13 protein-coding genes are annotated in these 16,050 nt (G+C 72.0%); 7 read left to right on the top strand and 6 right to left on the bottom strand.

Translation table 11 applies throughout. From position 1 onward, the window contains the following. Positions 1 to 87 precede the first annotated feature (87 nt). Both ACZ6A9_RS17245 and ACZ6A9_RS17240 read left to right on the top strand, forming a co-directional pair. Positions 88 to 903 (top strand): SAM-dependent methyltransferase, encoded by an 816-nt coding sequence (locus ACZ6A9_RS17245; RefSeq protein ID WP_468985707.1) that lies wholly within the window; start codon positions 88 to 90, stop codon positions 901 to 903. A gap of 7 nt (positions 904 to 910) precedes the next feature. Then, a complete protein-coding gene (locus ACZ6A9_RS17240; protein ID WP_468985704.1) occupies positions 911 to 1,549 on the top strand; it encodes a maleylpyruvate isomerase family mycothiol-dependent enzyme in 639 nt (212 codons plus the stop codon). Between the two features lie 132 nt (positions 1,550 to 1,681). Here ACZ6A9_RS17240 and ACZ6A9_RS17235 read toward each other — a convergent pair whose 3' ends face one another. The 3 genes from ACZ6A9_RS17235 to ACZ6A9_RS17225 form a co-directional block, all read right to left on the bottom strand. Then, entirely contained in the window at positions 1,682 to 2,962 is a 1,281-nt protein-coding gene (locus tag ACZ6A9_RS17235) for a hypothetical protein (protein WP_468985701.1), read from the bottom strand. A 583-nt stretch (positions 2,963 to 3,545) separates the two neighbouring features. Then, entirely contained in the window at positions 3,546 to 4,325 is a 780-nt protein-coding gene (locus ACZ6A9_RS17230) for a DUF6008 family protein (protein ID WP_468985778.1), read from the bottom strand. A gap of 607 nt (positions 4,326 to 4,932) precedes the next feature. Then, on the bottom strand, positions 4,933 to 9,546 hold the full coding sequence (locus tag ACZ6A9_RS17225) for a CHAT domain-containing protein (protein ID WP_468985697.1): 4,614 nt from the start codon (positions 9,544 to 9,546) through the stop codon (positions 4,933 to 4,935). A gap of 117 nt (positions 9,547 to 9,663) precedes the next feature. Here ACZ6A9_RS17225 and ACZ6A9_RS17220 point away from each other — a divergent pair, with 117 nt between their 5' ends. From ACZ6A9_RS17220 to ACZ6A9_RS17210, 3 genes are all read left to right on the top strand, one after another. Next, on the top strand, positions 9,664 to 10,041 hold the full coding sequence (locus ACZ6A9_RS17220) for a hypothetical protein (protein WP_468985694.1): 378 nt from the start codon (positions 9,664 to 9,666) through the stop codon (positions 10,039 to 10,041). 6 nt (positions 10,042 to 10,047) lie between these two features. Beyond that, positions 10,048 to 10,857, top strand: a complete 810-nt coding sequence (locus ACZ6A9_RS17215) for a hypothetical protein (RefSeq protein ID WP_468985692.1) — start codon at positions 10,048 to 10,050, stop codon at positions 10,855 to 10,857. A gap of 258 nt (positions 10,858 to 11,115) precedes the next feature. Next, positions 11,116 to 12,102, top strand: a complete 987-nt coding sequence (locus ACZ6A9_RS17210; protein ID WP_468985690.1) for an alpha/beta fold hydrolase — start codon at positions 11,116 to 11,118, stop codon at positions 12,100 to 12,102. A gap of 250 nt (positions 12,103 to 12,352) precedes the next feature. On the opposite strand, the gene ACZ6A9_RS17205 is transcribed toward ACZ6A9_RS17210, so the two are convergent. Both ACZ6A9_RS17205 and ACZ6A9_RS17200 read right to left on the bottom strand, forming a co-directional pair. Then, complete coding sequence (locus ACZ6A9_RS17205) at positions 12,353 to 12,694, bottom strand: Atu4866 domain-containing protein (RefSeq protein ID WP_468985688.1); 342 nt, start codon at positions 12,692 to 12,694, stop codon at positions 12,353 to 12,355. Between the two features lie 14 nt (positions 12,695 to 12,708). Further along, positions 12,709 to 13,242 carry a GNAT family N-acetyltransferase gene (locus ACZ6A9_RS17200; protein ID WP_468985685.1) on the bottom strand — a complete coding sequence of 178 codons (534 nt, stop codon included), beginning with the start codon at positions 13,240 to 13,242 and terminating at the stop codon, positions 12,709 to 12,711. 284 nt (positions 13,243 to 13,526) lie between these two features. Here ACZ6A9_RS17200 and ACZ6A9_RS17195 point away from each other — a divergent pair, with 284 nt between their 5' ends. Further along, positions 13,527 to 14,288 (top strand): isocitrate lyase/PEP mutase family protein, encoded by a 762-nt coding sequence (locus tag ACZ6A9_RS17195; RefSeq protein WP_468985683.1) that lies wholly within the window; start codon positions 13,527 to 13,529, stop codon positions 14,286 to 14,288. Positions 14,289 to 14,815: 527 nt separating this feature from the next. Here ACZ6A9_RS17195 and ACZ6A9_RS17190 read toward each other — a convergent pair. After that, entirely contained in the window at positions 14,816 to 15,307 is a 492-nt protein-coding gene (locus ACZ6A9_RS17190) for a GNAT family N-acetyltransferase (protein ID WP_468985680.1), read from the bottom strand. A gap of 272 nt (positions 15,308 to 15,579) precedes the next feature. Here ACZ6A9_RS17190 and ACZ6A9_RS17185 point away from each other — a divergent pair, with 272 nt between their 5' ends. Beyond that, positions 15,580 to 16,023, top strand: a complete 444-nt coding sequence (locus tag ACZ6A9_RS17185; protein ID WP_468985678.1) for a hypothetical protein — start codon at positions 15,580 to 15,582, stop codon at positions 16,021 to 16,023. Positions 16,024 to 16,050 lie beyond the last annotated feature (27 nt).

The raw sequence follows: 16,050 nt of genomic DNA, 5'->3' as shown, positions 1-16,050 counted from the left end.
CCCCGAGCCGACTGCGCAACACAGGAGACGAGAAAAACCCGCACCCCCCGGAGACTGGACCACGAGATGGCTGCGAAGGGACGTTCCATGAGCGAATCGGACTGGACACCGGCTCAGGTGGCCGAGCTGTACGACAGCTCGTGCCGGATGTCGACAATCTTCAACGACGGCTACGAGCACCTGGGCTACTGGTACGACGAGAAAGACGACGCCAGCGTCGAAGAGGCAGGCAAACGCCTGACCCGCAAAGTCGCCGGCATCCTCGGCCTGCGCCGCGGCGAACACCTCCTCGACGCCGGCTGCGGCGTCGGCGCACCCGCCACCCAGATCGCCCGGGAAATCGGCGCCCGCGTCACCGGCATCACCATCAGCCCGGTCGAATGCGAAGCCGCACACCAGCGCGCGGCCCGGGCAGGCCTGTTCCACCGCGTGCGGTTCCAGGTCCGTGACTACCACGACCTCCCCTACAACGACGGCCACTTCGACGCCGTGATGGCCATGGAAGCCCTCTCACACTCCGTCGACCTGACCCAGGCCCTGTCGGAGTTCCACCGCGTCCTCAAACCGGGCGGCCGCGTCGCGATCAGCGAAACCACCATGGTCCACCCCGACGCCCAACTCCCCCCGTTCTTCCGCAGCCGCCGCCCCATGACAGCCGAAGGATGGCTCGACACCCTGCGGACCGCCGGCTTCGTCGTCGAAGAATGGACACAGTGCGGACACCGCGTGTACGGCATGGGAAACCGCTACGTCGAACGCGTCGAAGAACTACGGGACACACTCGTCGCGGAATTCGGCACCGCATTCGTCGACACAGTCAAACAAGGCCAGAAAGACATGTTCGCCCCCGGCCCCGACCACATGGGCTACCTCGTCGTCTGCGCCCGCAAACCCGCGAGCTGAGACCACCATGACCGACGACACCCTGTGGAAAGAAGTCGAAGCAGCCCGACTGCGACTGGCCGACCTGCTCGACAGCCTGACCGACGACGAATGGGAAACCCCCTCCCTGTGCGACGGCTGGCGGATACGCGACGTGGCAGCCCACCTGACCCTGCCCCCCACACTGACCACACGCGGATGGATGAAAGAACTCGCACGCTCCGGCGGCTCCTTCCACCGCATGATCAAAAACTCCGCGATCCGAGCCGCCCGCCAACCCACCAGCGAACTCACGACACAACTACGCCTACACGCCGGCTCACGCCGGCTCCCCCCCGCCCCAGGCGCCGGCCCGGACACCACACTCATGGACGTCCTGACCCACACCCAGGACATCGCCATCCCACTCCACCGCGACATCCACACCCCACCAGAAGCCGCCCACACCGCCCTGGAAAGCCTCTGGCGACTCACCTTCCCCTTCAACCCCCGCAAACACTTCACCGGCCTCCAATTCATCGCCACCGACTCCCCCTTCCACACCGGCAACGGACCCACCATCACCGGCCCCACCACAGCCCTCCTCCTCATCACCACCCACCGCACCGCCGGACTCCCACACGTCACCGGCCCCGGCACCCCACAACTCCACACCCTCCTCACCTAAACCACCCCACACACCCACGAGCACGAAGGTGCTCGATACAGCCCCAAGCGCACGCCGGCGTTCCGTGCAGCGGAAGAAATCCCCCGGGGATCCGGCCGACGACGACCCGACCGGTGAAATCCGCTCACGGCGTCAGACATGGGGGCAGGTGAGGGGGAGGACGCGTTCGGTCAGCCGTCCGGTGAGGCGGGCGTCGGTGAGAGCGGCGTCGGTGAGCCAGTCCGCCGCGGCCAGCCGGTCGGCCAGGTGCCGCAGCTCGTCGGAGCCGACCGGGACCCGGGCGGTGAGAGCATCCAGAGCGATGCCCTGGCCGTCGGGACCGAGGCGTCCCGAGGCGTCGGTCCCGGCGGCCAGCGTCAGGGCGAGCAGCCGGGTGCAGGCGGTGGCCCCCGCCTTGCGGAGCTTCTTGTCCGAGACGACCCTCTGGGCCCAGCCGGAGAGCCGGGGCCGCGTCTTCCTGCCGAACGCGAACACACTCCTGGCCCCGTCACGGGGTACCAGGGACGGGACGGTGATCGGGGTGGGGTTCTCCGGTCGGGAGGCGAGCAGGTCGCCGACCGTGCCGGGCAGAACGAGCCAGCCGCACCCGACCAGTCTCTCCACCAGACCCCCCGCATCGGCAAGGGCCAGCGCGGCGATGTCCTGGCCCACGAGGTTCCCGGTGCCGGTGTGCGCGGTGCGCAGGGTCAGCATCAGCACCAGCAGCCGTGCTTCCGGTCCGGGCAGCGGAGCGTGGTCGGCCACATGCGCGAGGACGGAGCGCACATGCTCCCACTGCGACTGCGCGGTCAGCAGCCGCGTCACCCCAGGCCCGTCACCGGTCGCGACGCCGCCGGTGCGCTGCTGGTGCTGGAGACGGATGACGGCGGCCGCCTGCCCGGCGCGCCGGGCCTCCCCCCGCAGGGCGCCGTCGCAGGTGACATCGGCCCAGGCCGTGAAGGCACGGGCCTTACGCTCCTGAAGGTCGGCCAGCAGCGCCAGGTCGGGCTGCTCACGCCGCTGGTAGGCGCGGAAGAGGTCACCGAGTTCGACGAGTTCGTCCCGCAGGGCGACGGGCCGCAGGCCGTGCGGGATGACCCGCTGGGCGATCCTTGCCTGCGGCGGACGGCGCCGCGCAGGTACCGGGCGGGAAGCCGGAGCCCGCACCCCGGCAACCCGGTGGTCGGAGAACAACGGCGCCCCCACGCTGGTCCCCGTGGCCGTGGCCGCGGGGGCCGGGCTCTCGGTGGACCGCGGGCCGGACGCCCCCACGGCGACGGTCCTCACCCCGGGGGTGGCCGCCGCGCACCGCGAGCAGCACTCCATGGCCTGCCACCAGCGTCCCTCCCGGTCGGTGAGAACGGCGAAGACCACCGGACCGCCGCACCGCCAGGGTTCGGCACGCGGAAGGCTGTCGGTACCGGGCAGATGCATGCGACAGCCCTCGGCCCTGCACGCACAGTACGCCTCGGCCCTGGGAACGAGTGCGGCACGCAGATGAGCCTCGAGGTGAGCAACCGCGGCCGCACGGCCGGCGGTCACGGACGGCAGTCGCCGCTCGGCACAGGCGGGACGGCTGCACCAGACACGTACCACCCCACCACCCCGGCCTACGGCATCCACCCGCACCATCCACCGACGCCCCGGCACCCGCTCCTCCGGCCCACCCACCACGGCCCGCTCCATCCCGCTCCACCCTTCCCCACACCCGCCCGCAACACAGCCCGGCACGAGGCGAACCACACGCCACGCACACCGGGGAGACCCGCTCCCCACTGATCAACGCCCCGACAGCGGACATGGTTTCTGCACAGAACACGGCAGTTCGCACCGGACCGACGCCTCCTCCGAGCGAAGCCCGGAGGAGGCGTCAGCACCGGAGACGGCAGGACCCACCCCGGCTGGACCGCAGCCGCAACCGAGGCAGGACCTGCCGCCTGTACCAGCCGTACCGTGTGAAGGCCGCGCTCATCTCACCGGCGACACCCACCCAGGCACCGGCACAGCGACGACGGCGTCACTCCCTCGATGCCGCGGCGACCGGCCTCTCCCCGGCGGCCAAGACAGGCTCTCGCGGCGCGTCCTCGTGAACTCCGCCGTCGGGGAGAGGCGGAACGCCACCGTCCGGCTGTGGACGGTGGGCCGCCCGGACGCTGCGCTTCTCCTTCCACAGGTGGAAGACCGCCAGCCCCAGGATGACCGTTCCGACGAGGTTGGCCACGAAGTGCCACCACACCCTGTACGTGGTCAGCGCGACACCCGGTTCGACCACACCGAACCACGTGGACAGACCAATGGCCCGACCGGCCCCCAACGCCACCGACAGAGTCAGGACAAGGTGCTCCACGCCGTGGATGCCCTGCATCCACACCCCCATCCTGGCCCACTTGCGCGACTCGAGCCGCCTACCGACCCTTCGGGTGATCTGCATGATGCCGACCAGACCCGCAAGGAAGATGAGGTTGCCCGTGAGGTGGAGCACCTCCATACCGAGCATCGGCTTGCTCGCGTCGACCTGACCCATACCCCTGGAGAAACTGTTCGCCCATGGCGTCATCCACGCCTCGGTATACGGATGAGCGATCCAGTACACCGCCTGCGCGATGTGCTCCTGGAAGTGACCGATCTGCCCGACCACCCCCACACCGATCAACGCCACCGCGGTCCGGAACAGCCACGGCCGCACCGGCCCCCGATTGGCATAGGCGAGCACGGCCACCGCCGCCCACATCGCCACGGTCAACCCGATGAAAAGAACCGCACCCGCGGTATCCACCGCAGACACAGAACTTCCCATCTCATGCAACTCGTGCGCACCAGGTTTATGATCCACAACCACTCCCCTCGACAGCACCCCGAACGAACAGCGCGCACATAACCGCCGCGCCACCCACACGATAAAAATCCATAACCTGAAATCACCACTCCAGAAATGCGCATCTCCGCCCCACACCCGAACAGACGGAGAAGGTGACAGACCAGAAGAGAATCAGGGCGGGTGCCTGTACTGGCGCCCAGTCAGAGCCGCAAAAGACGTTCAACACGACGGAAGGCCGGACTGCGGGCACGCCGGACCGTAAGCCGGGTAACCGGCTGGACAATCACCCATCGCCAGCGACGTCCACGCAGCCGGCTCGCACGCCCGCCCCCTTTCGAAGGGCCCAACACCGCCAGCCACCAGGAAGCTGCAGACGAACCCGGTATCCGGTATCACCGAGACCGGAACACAAGGGCTCCCCAGCCCGATAGCGGCCGGTGCGCCAAGGGCTGTTCCGCTAGCGTTACAGGCAGGGTTTGCTGAGCAGCCACGGTGCGGGGCTCCGGTCAACCTCACTGCGTACGCGGCGTTGGCGTGCCCGGGTTACCCAGGGCGCCGCAGCGGAGCTGCTGACCGACTCGCCTTCCTACGGCCCGAAGTGGACGTGCGAGGCCCAGGCGAGCGGGGCGTCGGGGGCCCGGCGACGGGCCTGAAGGACCGCACGGTGGAGGGCCTGCGGCGTGCGGGAGGGGTGGATGCGGCCTCCGGCGTCGCCCAGTCGGGCGTACATCTCGTCGGTCAGGGCGCGGGCGCTGTCGTCACCGATGGGCCACAGGGTGGAGACGACGTGCCGGAAGTTGCCGAGGAGGAGGGCCGCCGCCAGGTGGATGGCCTCGTTGGGCAGGTCAGTCCCGCCGACGGCCGTCTGGCAGCCGGAGAGCACGGCCAACTCGGGCGTTTCCAGGTTGAGTCGGGCCAGGTCGGTGACCGTGAGCGGCCGGTCGTACAGATACAGGGCTCCCTTGCTGGGGTCGGCGAGGTTCTGGCCGGCGTGGCAGGCGAAGTGGACGCAGGTGTGGCCGTCGAGCAGGTACAGCGCCTGCTGGGCGGTGGCGGCCGCGTCGAGCCGCAGGGTGTGCCGCTCGGGGAAGCGACGGCGCAGCGTTTCGGCCTCCTGGCGGGCGCCCGGCAGCGGGGCGAGGTGGGAAGCGTACGGCGGTGGGGCGCCGAGGGCCAGGATCAGCAGCCGGCGTACCTGGTCGGGCGGTGCGGTGGGGCGCCGGGCCCTCAGGAGGCCGCGCAGGGTCGGCATGTACGAGGAGACCACGCGGGCCAGGACGGCGTCGTCCTCGCGCTCGTCGTCGGGGTCGTGGTAGCCGGCGGCGTGCAGTGGCAGCAGGGCGAGCGGGCCGGTCGCGCACCACCACACGCGTCCGCCCTGCCAGGACCGGGCGAGGTCGGAGTCGAGGACCGGCGCGGCGACCGTGTCCCACAGCCACTCCAGGGTGCCCAGCACGGCCTGCTGGGTGGGTCCGGTGGGTGTGCCGGGGTCGTCGAGGCGTTCGAGAGCGGCGAGGTAGTCCCGCGTGCGGTGCTGCGCCGCGGGGGCGGTCAGGCCGGGCAGGGGGACGAGATGGACCTGGCCGGGGGTGACCACGAGGGCATCGCAGCGGAACCGGCTGACGTTGACGAGGATCATGGGGCCGCCGGCGGTGGCGGCCGAGAGGTCGGCGAAGGGCAGTGGCTTCAGGAAGTGCGCGAAGCCGGGCAGGCGCCGGATCTCGTCGAGCAGGGTGTCCCAGGCGCGGGCCAGGCGGCGCCGGTGCTCGGTGCCGTCGTCGGGTCCGGTCGGGCCGTCGGGCAGGGCGTCGAGGCCCGCCCGCAGTTCCTCCAGGCGGGCCGCCTGCGCGGGGTGGGTGGTGTGGAGCGCGGTGAGGTCGGTGCGGGTGTCGAGGACCTGGCTCCACAGGACGGAGCGGCCCTGGTCGAGGAGTTCGACGGCCTGTTCGGGCCGCCCGGCGAGGATCGCGCTGGCGGCGGCGTCGGTGGCCAAGTGCGCGTACGGAGCGAGGCGGCGCTCGCGGTCACCTCGGGACAGTCCGCGCCAGGTGAGGAGCGCGAGCAGGTCGACGGCGACCGCGTGGGCGTCGGCGGCCTCGGCCCAGTCGCCGTCCCCGTCGGCGGCCCGGGCGGCGGCGAAGTCGCCCCAGGCGACGGCGGCTTCGAGGCGCTCGGCAGGGGGCGAGGTGTCGGCACGGGTGGCCGCCTCGCGGGACAGGGCGAGGCAGCGGGCCGCGTCGCCGGGGCGCGCGGCGGCCGGTCCGGCGAGGCTGCGGTCGCCCAGCATCCGGGCGAGGGTGCGCAGGACGTAGGCACGGCGGGGGGAGGAGGGGTGCAGCGCGTGGGCGACCGTGCCGGTGAGGTCGATCGCCTCGTCGAGGTCGGCGGCCTGGCCGTGCCGGGCCCACCGATCCCACAGGGCGAGGCCGAGGTTGGTCAGCAGGTACGCGTCCGAGGTCCCCGGCGGCCGGAGTCGCGCGGCCTCCCGTCCGGCGGTGACGGACTCCTCGAGGTCGTCGGCATCGCCGGTGAGCAAGTAGCGCATGCGCAGGCGGTTGCACAGGGCGGTGAGGGCGCCACGCCGGTGCTCGCCGGGCGGGCCGCCCACGATGTCGTCGGTGAGGGCGAGGACGGCGCGCCCGGCGTCGACGCACTGGTCGAGGTCGGTGCGGTGGCCGGTGTGCCGGTACCGGGCCAGCAGGACGAGGCCGAGCATGGCCTGCCGGTCGTGCAGGTCGACGGTGCTCTCGGCGGGGGTCGTCTCGACCGCGCGGCGTGCGGAGGCGACCGCTTCCTCCAGGTCGTCCGCGGCGCCGTCGCGTTCGAAGCGGCGGACGAGTGCGCCCGCGAGGTGGGCGAGTTCCTTGCCCCGTCCGCCGGTCAGTTCGAGGATGCCGGCGAGCGAACCGCCGGTCATGCGGTCGAGTTCCTCGACGGTGAGGTCCTGGCGGTTCAGCTGGTTCCGCAGTTGCTGGACGGTGGCGTCGGGACCGTGCGCGCCTCGGCGCAGGTGGTCGACGGCTTCGTCGAGGTCGCGGGGGTCGCCCTCGTGCTCGAAGCGCAGCAGCAGTCCGGCGCCCAGGTCCGCGTGGACGAGCGTCCGGTAGGGGTGGGTGTCCGGCATGCCGGTGAGCAGGCGGCGGCTGATGTCGACGGCCTCGGTGAGGGCCTCGGTGTCGCCGGTGTGCCGGAAGTGTCCGAGGAGGGTGTTGACGCGGTTGCTGTGACGGACGACGGAGCTGAGTCCGTCGGGGTCGCCGCCCGCCTGGTCGGCCGGCACGGCGGGCGGGTCTGCCGGGCCTGAGACGAAGGTGCTGGAGCGCAGGACCGGCGCCGCCTTCTCCTCGTGCCGGGTGTGGACCTCGCGCCGGCGTTCGGTCACGGTGGCCAGCAGGTCGCGGGCGCGGGTGTGCCGGGGGTCGTCGGACGGGAGGCGGTCCAGCGCGGCCGTGAGGCAGGTGTGCGCCTCGTCGAGGTCGCGCGCGGTGCCGCTGTGCTCCTGGCGGCGGAGCAGGGCGGCGGCGAGGTCGAGGGCGACGGGGACGTGTTCCCCGTCGGCGGGGCCGGCCGCGGCGAGGGCCTGCCGCAGGGCGTCCACGCCCTCGTCGAGGTCGGAGAGGGTGCCGGTGTCCTCGTGGCGGGCGACGAGGTGGGCGCCGAGCCGGTGCAGGGTCCGTCGGCGGTATCCGGTCAGGTCGAGCGGCCGCGACAGCAGGTCGCGCCACCGCTGGACGGCCACGTCGCGGGTCTCGGGCGTGCCGAGGCGTTGATGGCGGGCGTCAGCGATCATGGCGTGCAGGGTGCGGAACGGCACCTGGTTGTCGTCGCCCTCGGGGCACAGCCGCACCGCGTGCCGGACCGTCTCCTCGGCCGCGTCCAGGTCCGCCGGGTCCTGCTCGGCCTCGTAGCGGTTCAGCAGCGCCTGGCCCATGTAGGCGGCGTAGGGCGCGCGGTCGGGAAAGTCCGGGGGCAGTTCGCGCAGGGCGCCGCCGAGCAGTTCAATGCCCTGGTCGAGGTCGAGCAGGCCGCCCTCAGGTGTCTGGGAGCGGTCGACGAGCTCGCGCCCCTCCTCGGCACGCTGGTGGGGCGTCGGTGGGCGGCGGAGCGGCCGGCGGGTCACGTCCAGGCCGCGGCCGGTGGCGTTCTCCCTTTCCAGGGCGGCCAGTTCGGTCCGCAGGGCCGACGCCACCGCCGGGCCACCACGCGCGGCGGCCGTGGACACGGCCTCCTTCATCGCGCTCAGCGCCTCGTCCAGATCCTCCTGGGCGAGCTCGCGGGCGTAGCGGTCGTACAGCGTCGCAGCGAAGCTCCTGAGCTGGCCCGGTGCCGGGCCGCCCGCGCGCCGGGCGTCGGCGACGGCGCCCCGCAGCACGTCCACCGCCTCGTCGAGGTCCCGCGACGCCCGGGTGTGGGTGTGGCGCACCCTGAGGGTGGTGCCCAACGAGAAGCGGACGGCGAGGTGTTCGCCCTGGCCGGGCGGCACGACGGCGAGGTACTTGCGGCACATCCGTACGGCGGCTCCCGCGTGGGCGGCCGTGTCGTACCGGGCCGTCTGGCGGGTGAGGGTGGCGACGAGCGCGTGCAGGGCGGCGGCACGTGTGGGGTCACCGGTGGCGGTGAGCGCGAGTGCGGCACGTCCCCACTGTTCGGCGCGGTCGAGGTCACCCGCGTCCTCGAAGGTCCCGGCGCGTTCGAGCCAGTGGACGGCGAGGAGCAGGGCGTAGGGGCACAGGCGCGGGTGGTCCGGGGGCAGGTCGGCCACCGCGTGTTCCAGCGCGACGAGGAAGGCGAGGGGATCGGCGCCGCCGTCCTTCTCGGCCCGCGCGAACGAGGCGGCGGTCTCGGCGCGGGTCGCCGGGTCGGCGCCGAACTCGACAGCCAGATCCCACAGGGGCGCGGGGAGCGACTGCGGCCGGGTGTCGTGCAGCAGGCCCAGGGCGGCGGCGATGGAGGAGACCTCGGGGAGCACTGCGTCTTGGCGCAGGACCAGTTCGCGGGCGAGGTAGAGCAGGCCCACCAGCCGCAGCACCCGCTCCCGCTCGGGCGAGCGGGGCGGCGCCTCGGCCACCTGAGCCAGCAACCGGTCCGCGTCCTGCAGGAGTTGGGGACCGGCGACCTCGGCCGCGCGCCCGGTGCTCAGGTATCGGGTGACGCTGTCCTCGATCCGCCGCTCGGGATCGCCCCAGGCCCGTAACCTCATCCCGCCCCATCCTTTTCCCTGCCGTCACCCACCTGGCCTGTGACACCCTGACGGCACGACAGGCACACAACGATACGACCGTTCATCCCAGAGTGACCGATCTTTCGCGGAGGGTCCATGACGTCCGAGGAACCGACCGAGTCCGAGGCGCTCGCCGTGTGGTGCGCCCGGTTGCCGGGGCTGCGCGAGCAGGCGCGGCGGACGGGTGTCGGTGAGCGGCTGGACCGGGACGTGGCCCGGGTCCAGGAGGGCGGTTCGGCGGTGCGCGCGGTGCACAAGTGGGTGCGGGACGAGGAGCCGGAGGCCGTCCGTGTCTGGTCGGGCCGCGACGTGCTCGGCCTGGTCGGCTTCCCGGGCGCCACGCGGACGTCACCGGTCGGCGCGGGCACCTACGTCTGCCCGCGCGAGCGGTGCGACCGGACGGCGGGGCGGGACGCGCAGGGGCACGTGCCGGTGTGCCACGCCTTCGGTGCGGCCATGCGGCCGACGGCGTGACACGCGATGGTCACGGGTGTACTCGCCGAACTGAACCGGCATGTGAACAGCCGCTGGTTCACCGCCGTGCTGCTGCCGGGTCTGCTCCTGGTCGCCGTGGCGGTGGCGGGTCGGCATCTCGGTCACGAAGGGGCGCTGAGCACCGACGAGTTGAGGGTGTGGGCCGAGGCGGTGTGGCGCGGCTGGCGCCGGGAGCCGTCCGGGGCGGCGGTGGACGTCGGGCTGGCGCTGCTCGCGGCGGGCGTGGTGGGTGCTCTCGCGGGTGAACTGGGCGTGTCCGTCGAGCGGGTGTGGCTGAGTGCCGGGTCCTCCGGTGGCGGGCGGCGGCGCCGCAGGGCGGTGCGTGCGGCCGAGCGGGCCGGGGTGGCGGCCGTGGCGGCGTATCTGCCGCAGCGGCGGACCTGGATGAGCGACCGGATCAGGCTCGTCGAGGTGCGGACGCGGGCGCAGTACTGGTTCGATGCCTCGGCGGCCTGGCCCCGGTTGTGGCTGCTGCTGGGTGACGAGGCGCGCAGGCCGGTGATCAGTGCGCGGGCCGCCTTCGCGGACGCGGTGTCCCTGGCCGGCTGGGGCTGCCTCTACGCACTGGTGGGGATCGTGTGGTGGCCGGCCCTCGTCGTCGGGGCCTGCGTCTTCCTCACCGGGTGGCGCCGGGCGCGCACCGGTCTGGACGATCTGGCGACGCTCATCGAGTCGGCCATCGACGTCCACCACCGCGCGCTGGCCGAGTCGTTGGGTGTCACCCTGGGTACGGAGGGGGTCGGGGCGGCGGAGGGTGCCCGGATCGACGACATGCTCCGCAAGGGCGGCGTCTGAACACACCGCGACGCGCCCCGCGGTGAGGTGCGGGGGCATCGGCGAGTGTCACGCCACGGCGCTCGCGCACGACCCGCAGCCGGGGCCCCATCGCCGCCGGCTTCTGGGCCACGTCGTCCCCTGCCACCGTCCGTGCCGCTTCCCTCCATGTTCCCGCGCAGATTTGCCGAAGTGGCAACACTGATCGCGCCGTGTGGCCGCCGCGGCGCATGATCGACGGGGACGCGCCAGCCGCCCGCGAACCGAGGAGAAGCCGCCATGCAATGCGAGCCGACCGCCGCGCTCCGCCACCGCACCGTCGAGGCCCCCGCCGGGCGCCTGCACCTGGCCGAGCAGGGCACCGGCCCGCTGATCCTGCTCGTGCACGGCTTCCCCGAGTCCTGGTACTCCTGGCGCCACCAGCTCCCGGCCCTCGCCGCGGCCGGGTACCGGGCGGTGGCGATCGACGTACGCGGCTACGGCCGCTCCTCCAAGCCCGCCGCGACCGACGCCTACCGAATGCTCGACCTGGTGGAGGACAACGTCGCCGTCGTGCGCGCACTCGGCGAGGAAAGCGCGGTGGTCGTCGGCCACGACTGGGGCTCCAACATCGCCGCTGCCTCCGCCCTGCTCCACCCCGGAGTCTTCCGCGCCGTCGGCTTGCTGAGCGTCCCGTACGCGCCGCCCGGCGGCCCCCGCCCCACCGACGTCTTCGGCCGGATCGGCGGCCCCGAGGAGGAGTTCTACGTCTCCTACTTCCAGAAGCCCGGACGCGCCGAGGCGGAGATCGAGCCCGACGTCCGCGGCTGGCTCGCCGGCTTGTACGCGGCTCTGTCCGCCGACACGATGCCGGCCGAAGGCGAGCCCGACCCGCACTTCGTCACCCTGGGCTGTCAGCTGCGCGACCGTTTCCCCGCCGGCCCGCTCCCGGCCTGGTTGAGCGAGGAGGACCTCGACGTCTACGCCGGGGAGTTCGAGCGTACCGGCCTGACCGGCGCCCTCAACCGCTATCGCAACATGGACCGCGACTGGGAAGACCTCGCCCCGTACCGCGGAGCCCCGATCACACAGCCCGCCTTGTTCATCGGCGGCGCACTGGACGCCTCCACCACCTGGATGGCCGACGCCATCGACGCCCACCCCACCACCCTCCCCGCCCTGGCCGCCTCCCACCTCCTGGACCGCTGCGGCCACTGGATCCAGCAGGAGCGCCCCGACGAGGTCAACAGACTGCTGACCGACTGGCTCGCCACCATCCAGGACTGAACCGCGCGGACCCTGCGATCCGGGACCGCTTACTTCCCTTCCGTGGCCAGGCGCTGGCGCAAGGCATGCCGGCCGAGCTCGATCCGCGGCCTTCGCGCCACGTCACCGGTGTCCGGGCAGGGACTGCGCACTGAGTGATCTCGGTGACCGGATCCGGGAGGGCCCGCGGCGGACGGGGCCCCGCTACGCGAGGACCGGGCTCCCTTCCCCGACACCCCCTCGCGCCGACCGGAGGACGGTCAGCCGAGCTTCACCACGTAGCCCGCGTGTGCAGCTCGTCGCCCTGGAACTCTCCGTGGGCCCAGAAGCCGAGGTCGTCCAGGTAGTCGATGCGGTCGCCGTCGACCCAGTAGCGGCCCTGGTAGGCATGAGGTCGCCCGCCCCGTGTCTCGTCATAACGGCCGTCCGCGGTGAGCTCCTGATGAAGGAAGCCGTCCTCGTCGGTCCAGACGCCGATGCGCGGGCTACCGGTCAGGTTCTCCGGCGCCGGAATGCTCTCCGCGAAGGCTGCCCGTGTCGCCGGTCCCGGACCGACACCGTCACATTCGGCGGCTGCCCGCAGCAGCGGCGCGGAGCCCGGACAGGGGGTCATCCCGAGATGACCGGTTATACCTGGAACTCGGTCAGGTCGATGGCGTGAACGCGCAATGGATAGCCGTACACCGGGTGTGTCGTCTCCCGCTCGGGCAGCATGCCGAGCTTGTGGATGACCTTCTCAGAGGCTTCGTCCCCAACCCGGCTGATGCTGATGACGCGGTCCAGGCCGCGGTCCTGGAGCGCGAACTCCAGTGTGGCGTGCGCGGCTTCGGACGCGTATCCCTGACCCCAGAACTGTGAGCCCAGACGCCAGCTGATCGCCACGGCGGGCATCACCTCCGGCAGGAACTCGGGCACCGACAACCCCGTGAAGCCGATCAGTTCGCCCGAGGCCAACAGTTCGACGGCGAAGAGTCCGAAGCCCTCCTCGTCCCATTCCTCCTCCCAGCGCTCGATCGCCTCGGCCGTGTCATCCAGGTCGCGCACCGAGCCGTCGTCGATCCAGTGCATGACCCGTGGGTCCGCGTTGATGTCCGCCATCGGCGCGAGGTCGTCATCGTGCCAGCTGCGGAGGAGAAGACGGGGTGTGCGGATCTCGGTCATGCGCCCATCCTGCCGAACGCAAGGGCCTCATCGGTAATCCGGCGCCCAGGGCGGCGACGATCACACCGCGGCGACGCCGCAGGCCCGGGGGCGCCTGGCGAGTTGACTCTCGGTGGCGGGACCCGGATCTGGACGAAGGGCCGGGCCGCGGAGCGCACCACTGCCCCATTCCGACGGCTGGTCGAGCGCCCCGGTCCGGTGGACCACCAGGAGTTCGCCCTCCCGTCACCGGGCGACGCCTGTCGGCGCGTTGTCCGCGGCCATCCCGGGGTAGCGTCCCTGGCATGGTTCTTCACACCACCGTTGAGCGCGCTCAACGCCTCAAGCAGTTGCACGCCCAGTACAAGCCGCTCGTCCTGCCTACCGTCTGGGACGTCTGGTCCGCGCGCACGGCAGTCGCCGCCGGGTTTCCCGCTCTGACGATCGGCAGCCATCCCCTCGCCGACTCCCGCGGGGCAGACGACCGCGAGGGGCAGACCTTCGAAGAGGTGCTCGCCGCGGTCAGGCCGATCATCGCGGCGGTCGGCGTCCCTGTGTCCGTGGACCTGGAGGCCGGGTACGGGCAGAAGCCCGCGGATCTCGTCGCCGGGCTCATCGAGGTCGGCGGCGTCGGTCTCAATATCGAGGACACTGTCCACTCGGACGGCGGCCGCGTGCGCAGCACGCAGGAGCACGCGAGCTACGTCGCCGGCCTGCGCACGGCGGCTGAGGACGCGGGAGTCCCGGTCTGGGTGAACGGGCGCACCGACCTCTTCGTGCACGCGCAGGATGCTTCCGACGTCCTCGATGAGGCGATCGAGCGACTGCGGGCCTTGGCAGAGGCCGGTGCCGACAGTGTCTACCCGGTGGGCATCCAGGACGACGACGACCTGCTCGCGGCGGTGACCGGTGCCGTCACCGTTCCCGTGAACTCCACGGCCCATCCCGTCAGGCACGATCTCGATCGCTTCCGCCGTCTCGGCGTAGGCCGGATCACCTACGGTCCGCTGTTGCAGCTCGCCATGGCGGACACGATGAAGGACATGGTCAAGCCGTGGGCGCCCTGAGGCGTTGACCGGACGACGGGGCCGGCCGCCGGTTGCCTTCACCTCGCGGCGGAGGTGAAGCGTCTCGCGGATTGCGGGCGCACCGCACGGGGGCAGCCTGAGCGGTCGTGGTTACCGGCCTTCGGGGCGGTGCGGCCCCGTCGTGCCGTGAGCCCCGGCGCCGAGGATTCTGCGCCGGGATCGCGGCCGGGTCGCGTCGAACCCGTGCCGAAGCGGCATCCGGCCGGGCTCGCCGGCCCGCGGTGGTCCGCGAAGTCGGCGAGGAGACCGGACCGGGCGGACCGACGACGTCAGGCTCCTGGGACTCTCCTCGACCACGTCGATGGTGCCCCGCGGGTCACCGTCGGCGCACCCGTCCACGCGTGGCGGCCCGATCTGGCCCTCGCCCCCCGCACTTCACGCGCTTCGCTCCCGGCACACCGGCCACGCCGGTCGACAGCCCGGCCTGACGGCCGACGATGACGCACGCCTGAACGATCGTGCGGTGGTCGCAGCCTTCCCGCAGCCGCCCACCAGCAAGACCACGTCTACTGCAGCAGTGCCACATCGCGCTGATACCAGGGGCCTGACGCACCACCTGGCTCGGCCGGGTCGACCAGAACGAACCCGGCCTTGATCAGCACCCGCTGGGACGCGACATTCTCGCGGGAGGTGCCCGCTCGCAGGGTGCGCAGCCCGTGCCGCACCACCGCGAGCCGGCACAGCTCCCGGACGGTGGCGGTCGCCACGCCACGACCTGCAACGTCCTGCCCGACCCGGTAACCGAGCTCAGCAGTGCCGTTCTCGAGGTCGTACAGGTTGAACCGGCCCAGAACCGAGCCGTCCTCGGCGACGAGCACGTAGAAGGCGCAGATGCCGGCCTCCTGCTCGGCCAGAAGGGCGCTGTACCGGTCGGTGAACTCGTCGAAGAAGTCGTCGCCCCGGTCGGGGACCGAGGCAGCGAAGTAGGCGCGGTTCGCCAGTTCGAAAGCCAGGACCGCCGGGGCATGACCGGCATCCAGCCGCTTGAGCTTGGGCACCGCCCGACCCTAACCGGCTGGCACGTTCGGATCATCTGAGTTTCGCCGGCAGCAGTCCCGTAACGCCACGGACCGATCTACGACTTGGCGCTCCTGATGCATGTGCCGGGCGACGGCAAGGAAGGCAACCTGGGGCCTGTCCGGTGGGGCAGCAACGGAAGCATCCACCCCGGCTGCCAGGGGGCGCACGGGCGCGCGAACTGGCCGGAGCGATACTGCGACGCGCGGCAGGACACCACGGCTGCGACAATCTGCTGGCGGACTGCGCCGACGTGATCGCGGAGTTCCGCAAGCGGGTGGACCGGCATCTGCGATCGCGGCCGGTCGACTACCTTGCGACCTTCCTCGATGCGCTCGCGGCCGAGGAGGAGTACCACGGGAGTGCCGTCCTGGGGGACTTCGCGGACGACTTCTACCACCTGGCCTGCCCCCACTGCGCCGTGGAAGTGACGATCGCCATCGGAGACCACGGGCGCTATTCAGCGATCCGGGACTGGCATCTGGGTGACGTGGACCGTCGTGGCCTGCGGCCGGCGGCTTCCGAGGAACTCTCCGGCACCGGCCGGTTATTGCACGAAGCTGCCGTCCGTGACGGGCACGAGGCCCTCGCCGACGGAATCGCCCACCTCTTCGGCAAAGCCGAATGCCCACACTGCGCCAGCGTGTTCGACATCGCGGACGAGTACGCATCCGCCAACCGCCCTGTCCTGCGGTAGGCCACGGTGAATCGGAAGCAGGCGGGA

Source organism: Streptomyces sp. NPDC041124 (assembly GCF_055592385.1).
This window is presented reverse-complemented; position numbering and strand designations above follow the sequence as displayed.

Excerpts from the sequence above, each read along its gene's own strand:
- ACZ6A9_RS17245 (WP_468985707.1), top strand. The coding sequence starts at position 88 with ATGAGCGAATCGGACTGGACACCGGCTCAGGTGGCCGAGCTGTACGAC.
- ACZ6A9_RS17240 (WP_468985704.1), top strand. The coding sequence starts at position 911 with ATGACCGACGACACCCTGTGGAAAGAAGTCGAAGCAGCCCGACTGCGA.
- ACZ6A9_RS17235 (WP_468985701.1), bottom strand. The coding sequence starts at position 2,962 with ATGCATCTGCCCGGTACCGACAGCCTTCCGCGTGCCGAACCCTGGCGG.
- ACZ6A9_RS17230 (WP_468985778.1), bottom strand. The coding sequence starts at position 4,325 with ATGGGAAGTTCTGTGTCTGCGGTGGATACCGCGGGTGCGGTTCTTTTC.
- ACZ6A9_RS17225 (WP_468985697.1), bottom strand. The coding sequence starts at position 9,546 with ATGAGGTTACGGGCCTGGGGCGATCCCGAGCGGCGGATCGAGGACAGC.
- ACZ6A9_RS17220 (WP_468985694.1), top strand. The coding sequence starts at position 9,664 with ATGACGTCCGAGGAACCGACCGAGTCCGAGGCGCTCGCCGTGTGGTGC.
- ACZ6A9_RS17215 (WP_468985692.1), top strand. The coding sequence starts at position 10,048 with ATGGTCACGGGTGTACTCGCCGAACTGAACCGGCATGTGAACAGCCGC.
- ACZ6A9_RS17210 (WP_468985690.1), top strand. The coding sequence starts at position 11,116 with ATGCAATGCGAGCCGACCGCCGCGCTCCGCCACCGCACCGTCGAGGCC.
- ACZ6A9_RS17205 (WP_468985688.1), bottom strand. The coding sequence starts at position 12,694 with ATGACCCCCTGTCCGGGCTCCGCGCCGCTGCTGCGGGCAGCCGCCGAA.
- ACZ6A9_RS17200 (WP_468985685.1), bottom strand. The coding sequence starts at position 13,242 with ATGACCGAGATCCGCACACCCCGTCTTCTCCTCCGCAGCTGGCACGAT.
- ACZ6A9_RS17195 (WP_468985683.1), top strand. The coding sequence starts at position 13,527 with ATGGTTCTTCACACCACCGTTGAGCGCGCTCAACGCCTCAAGCAGTTG.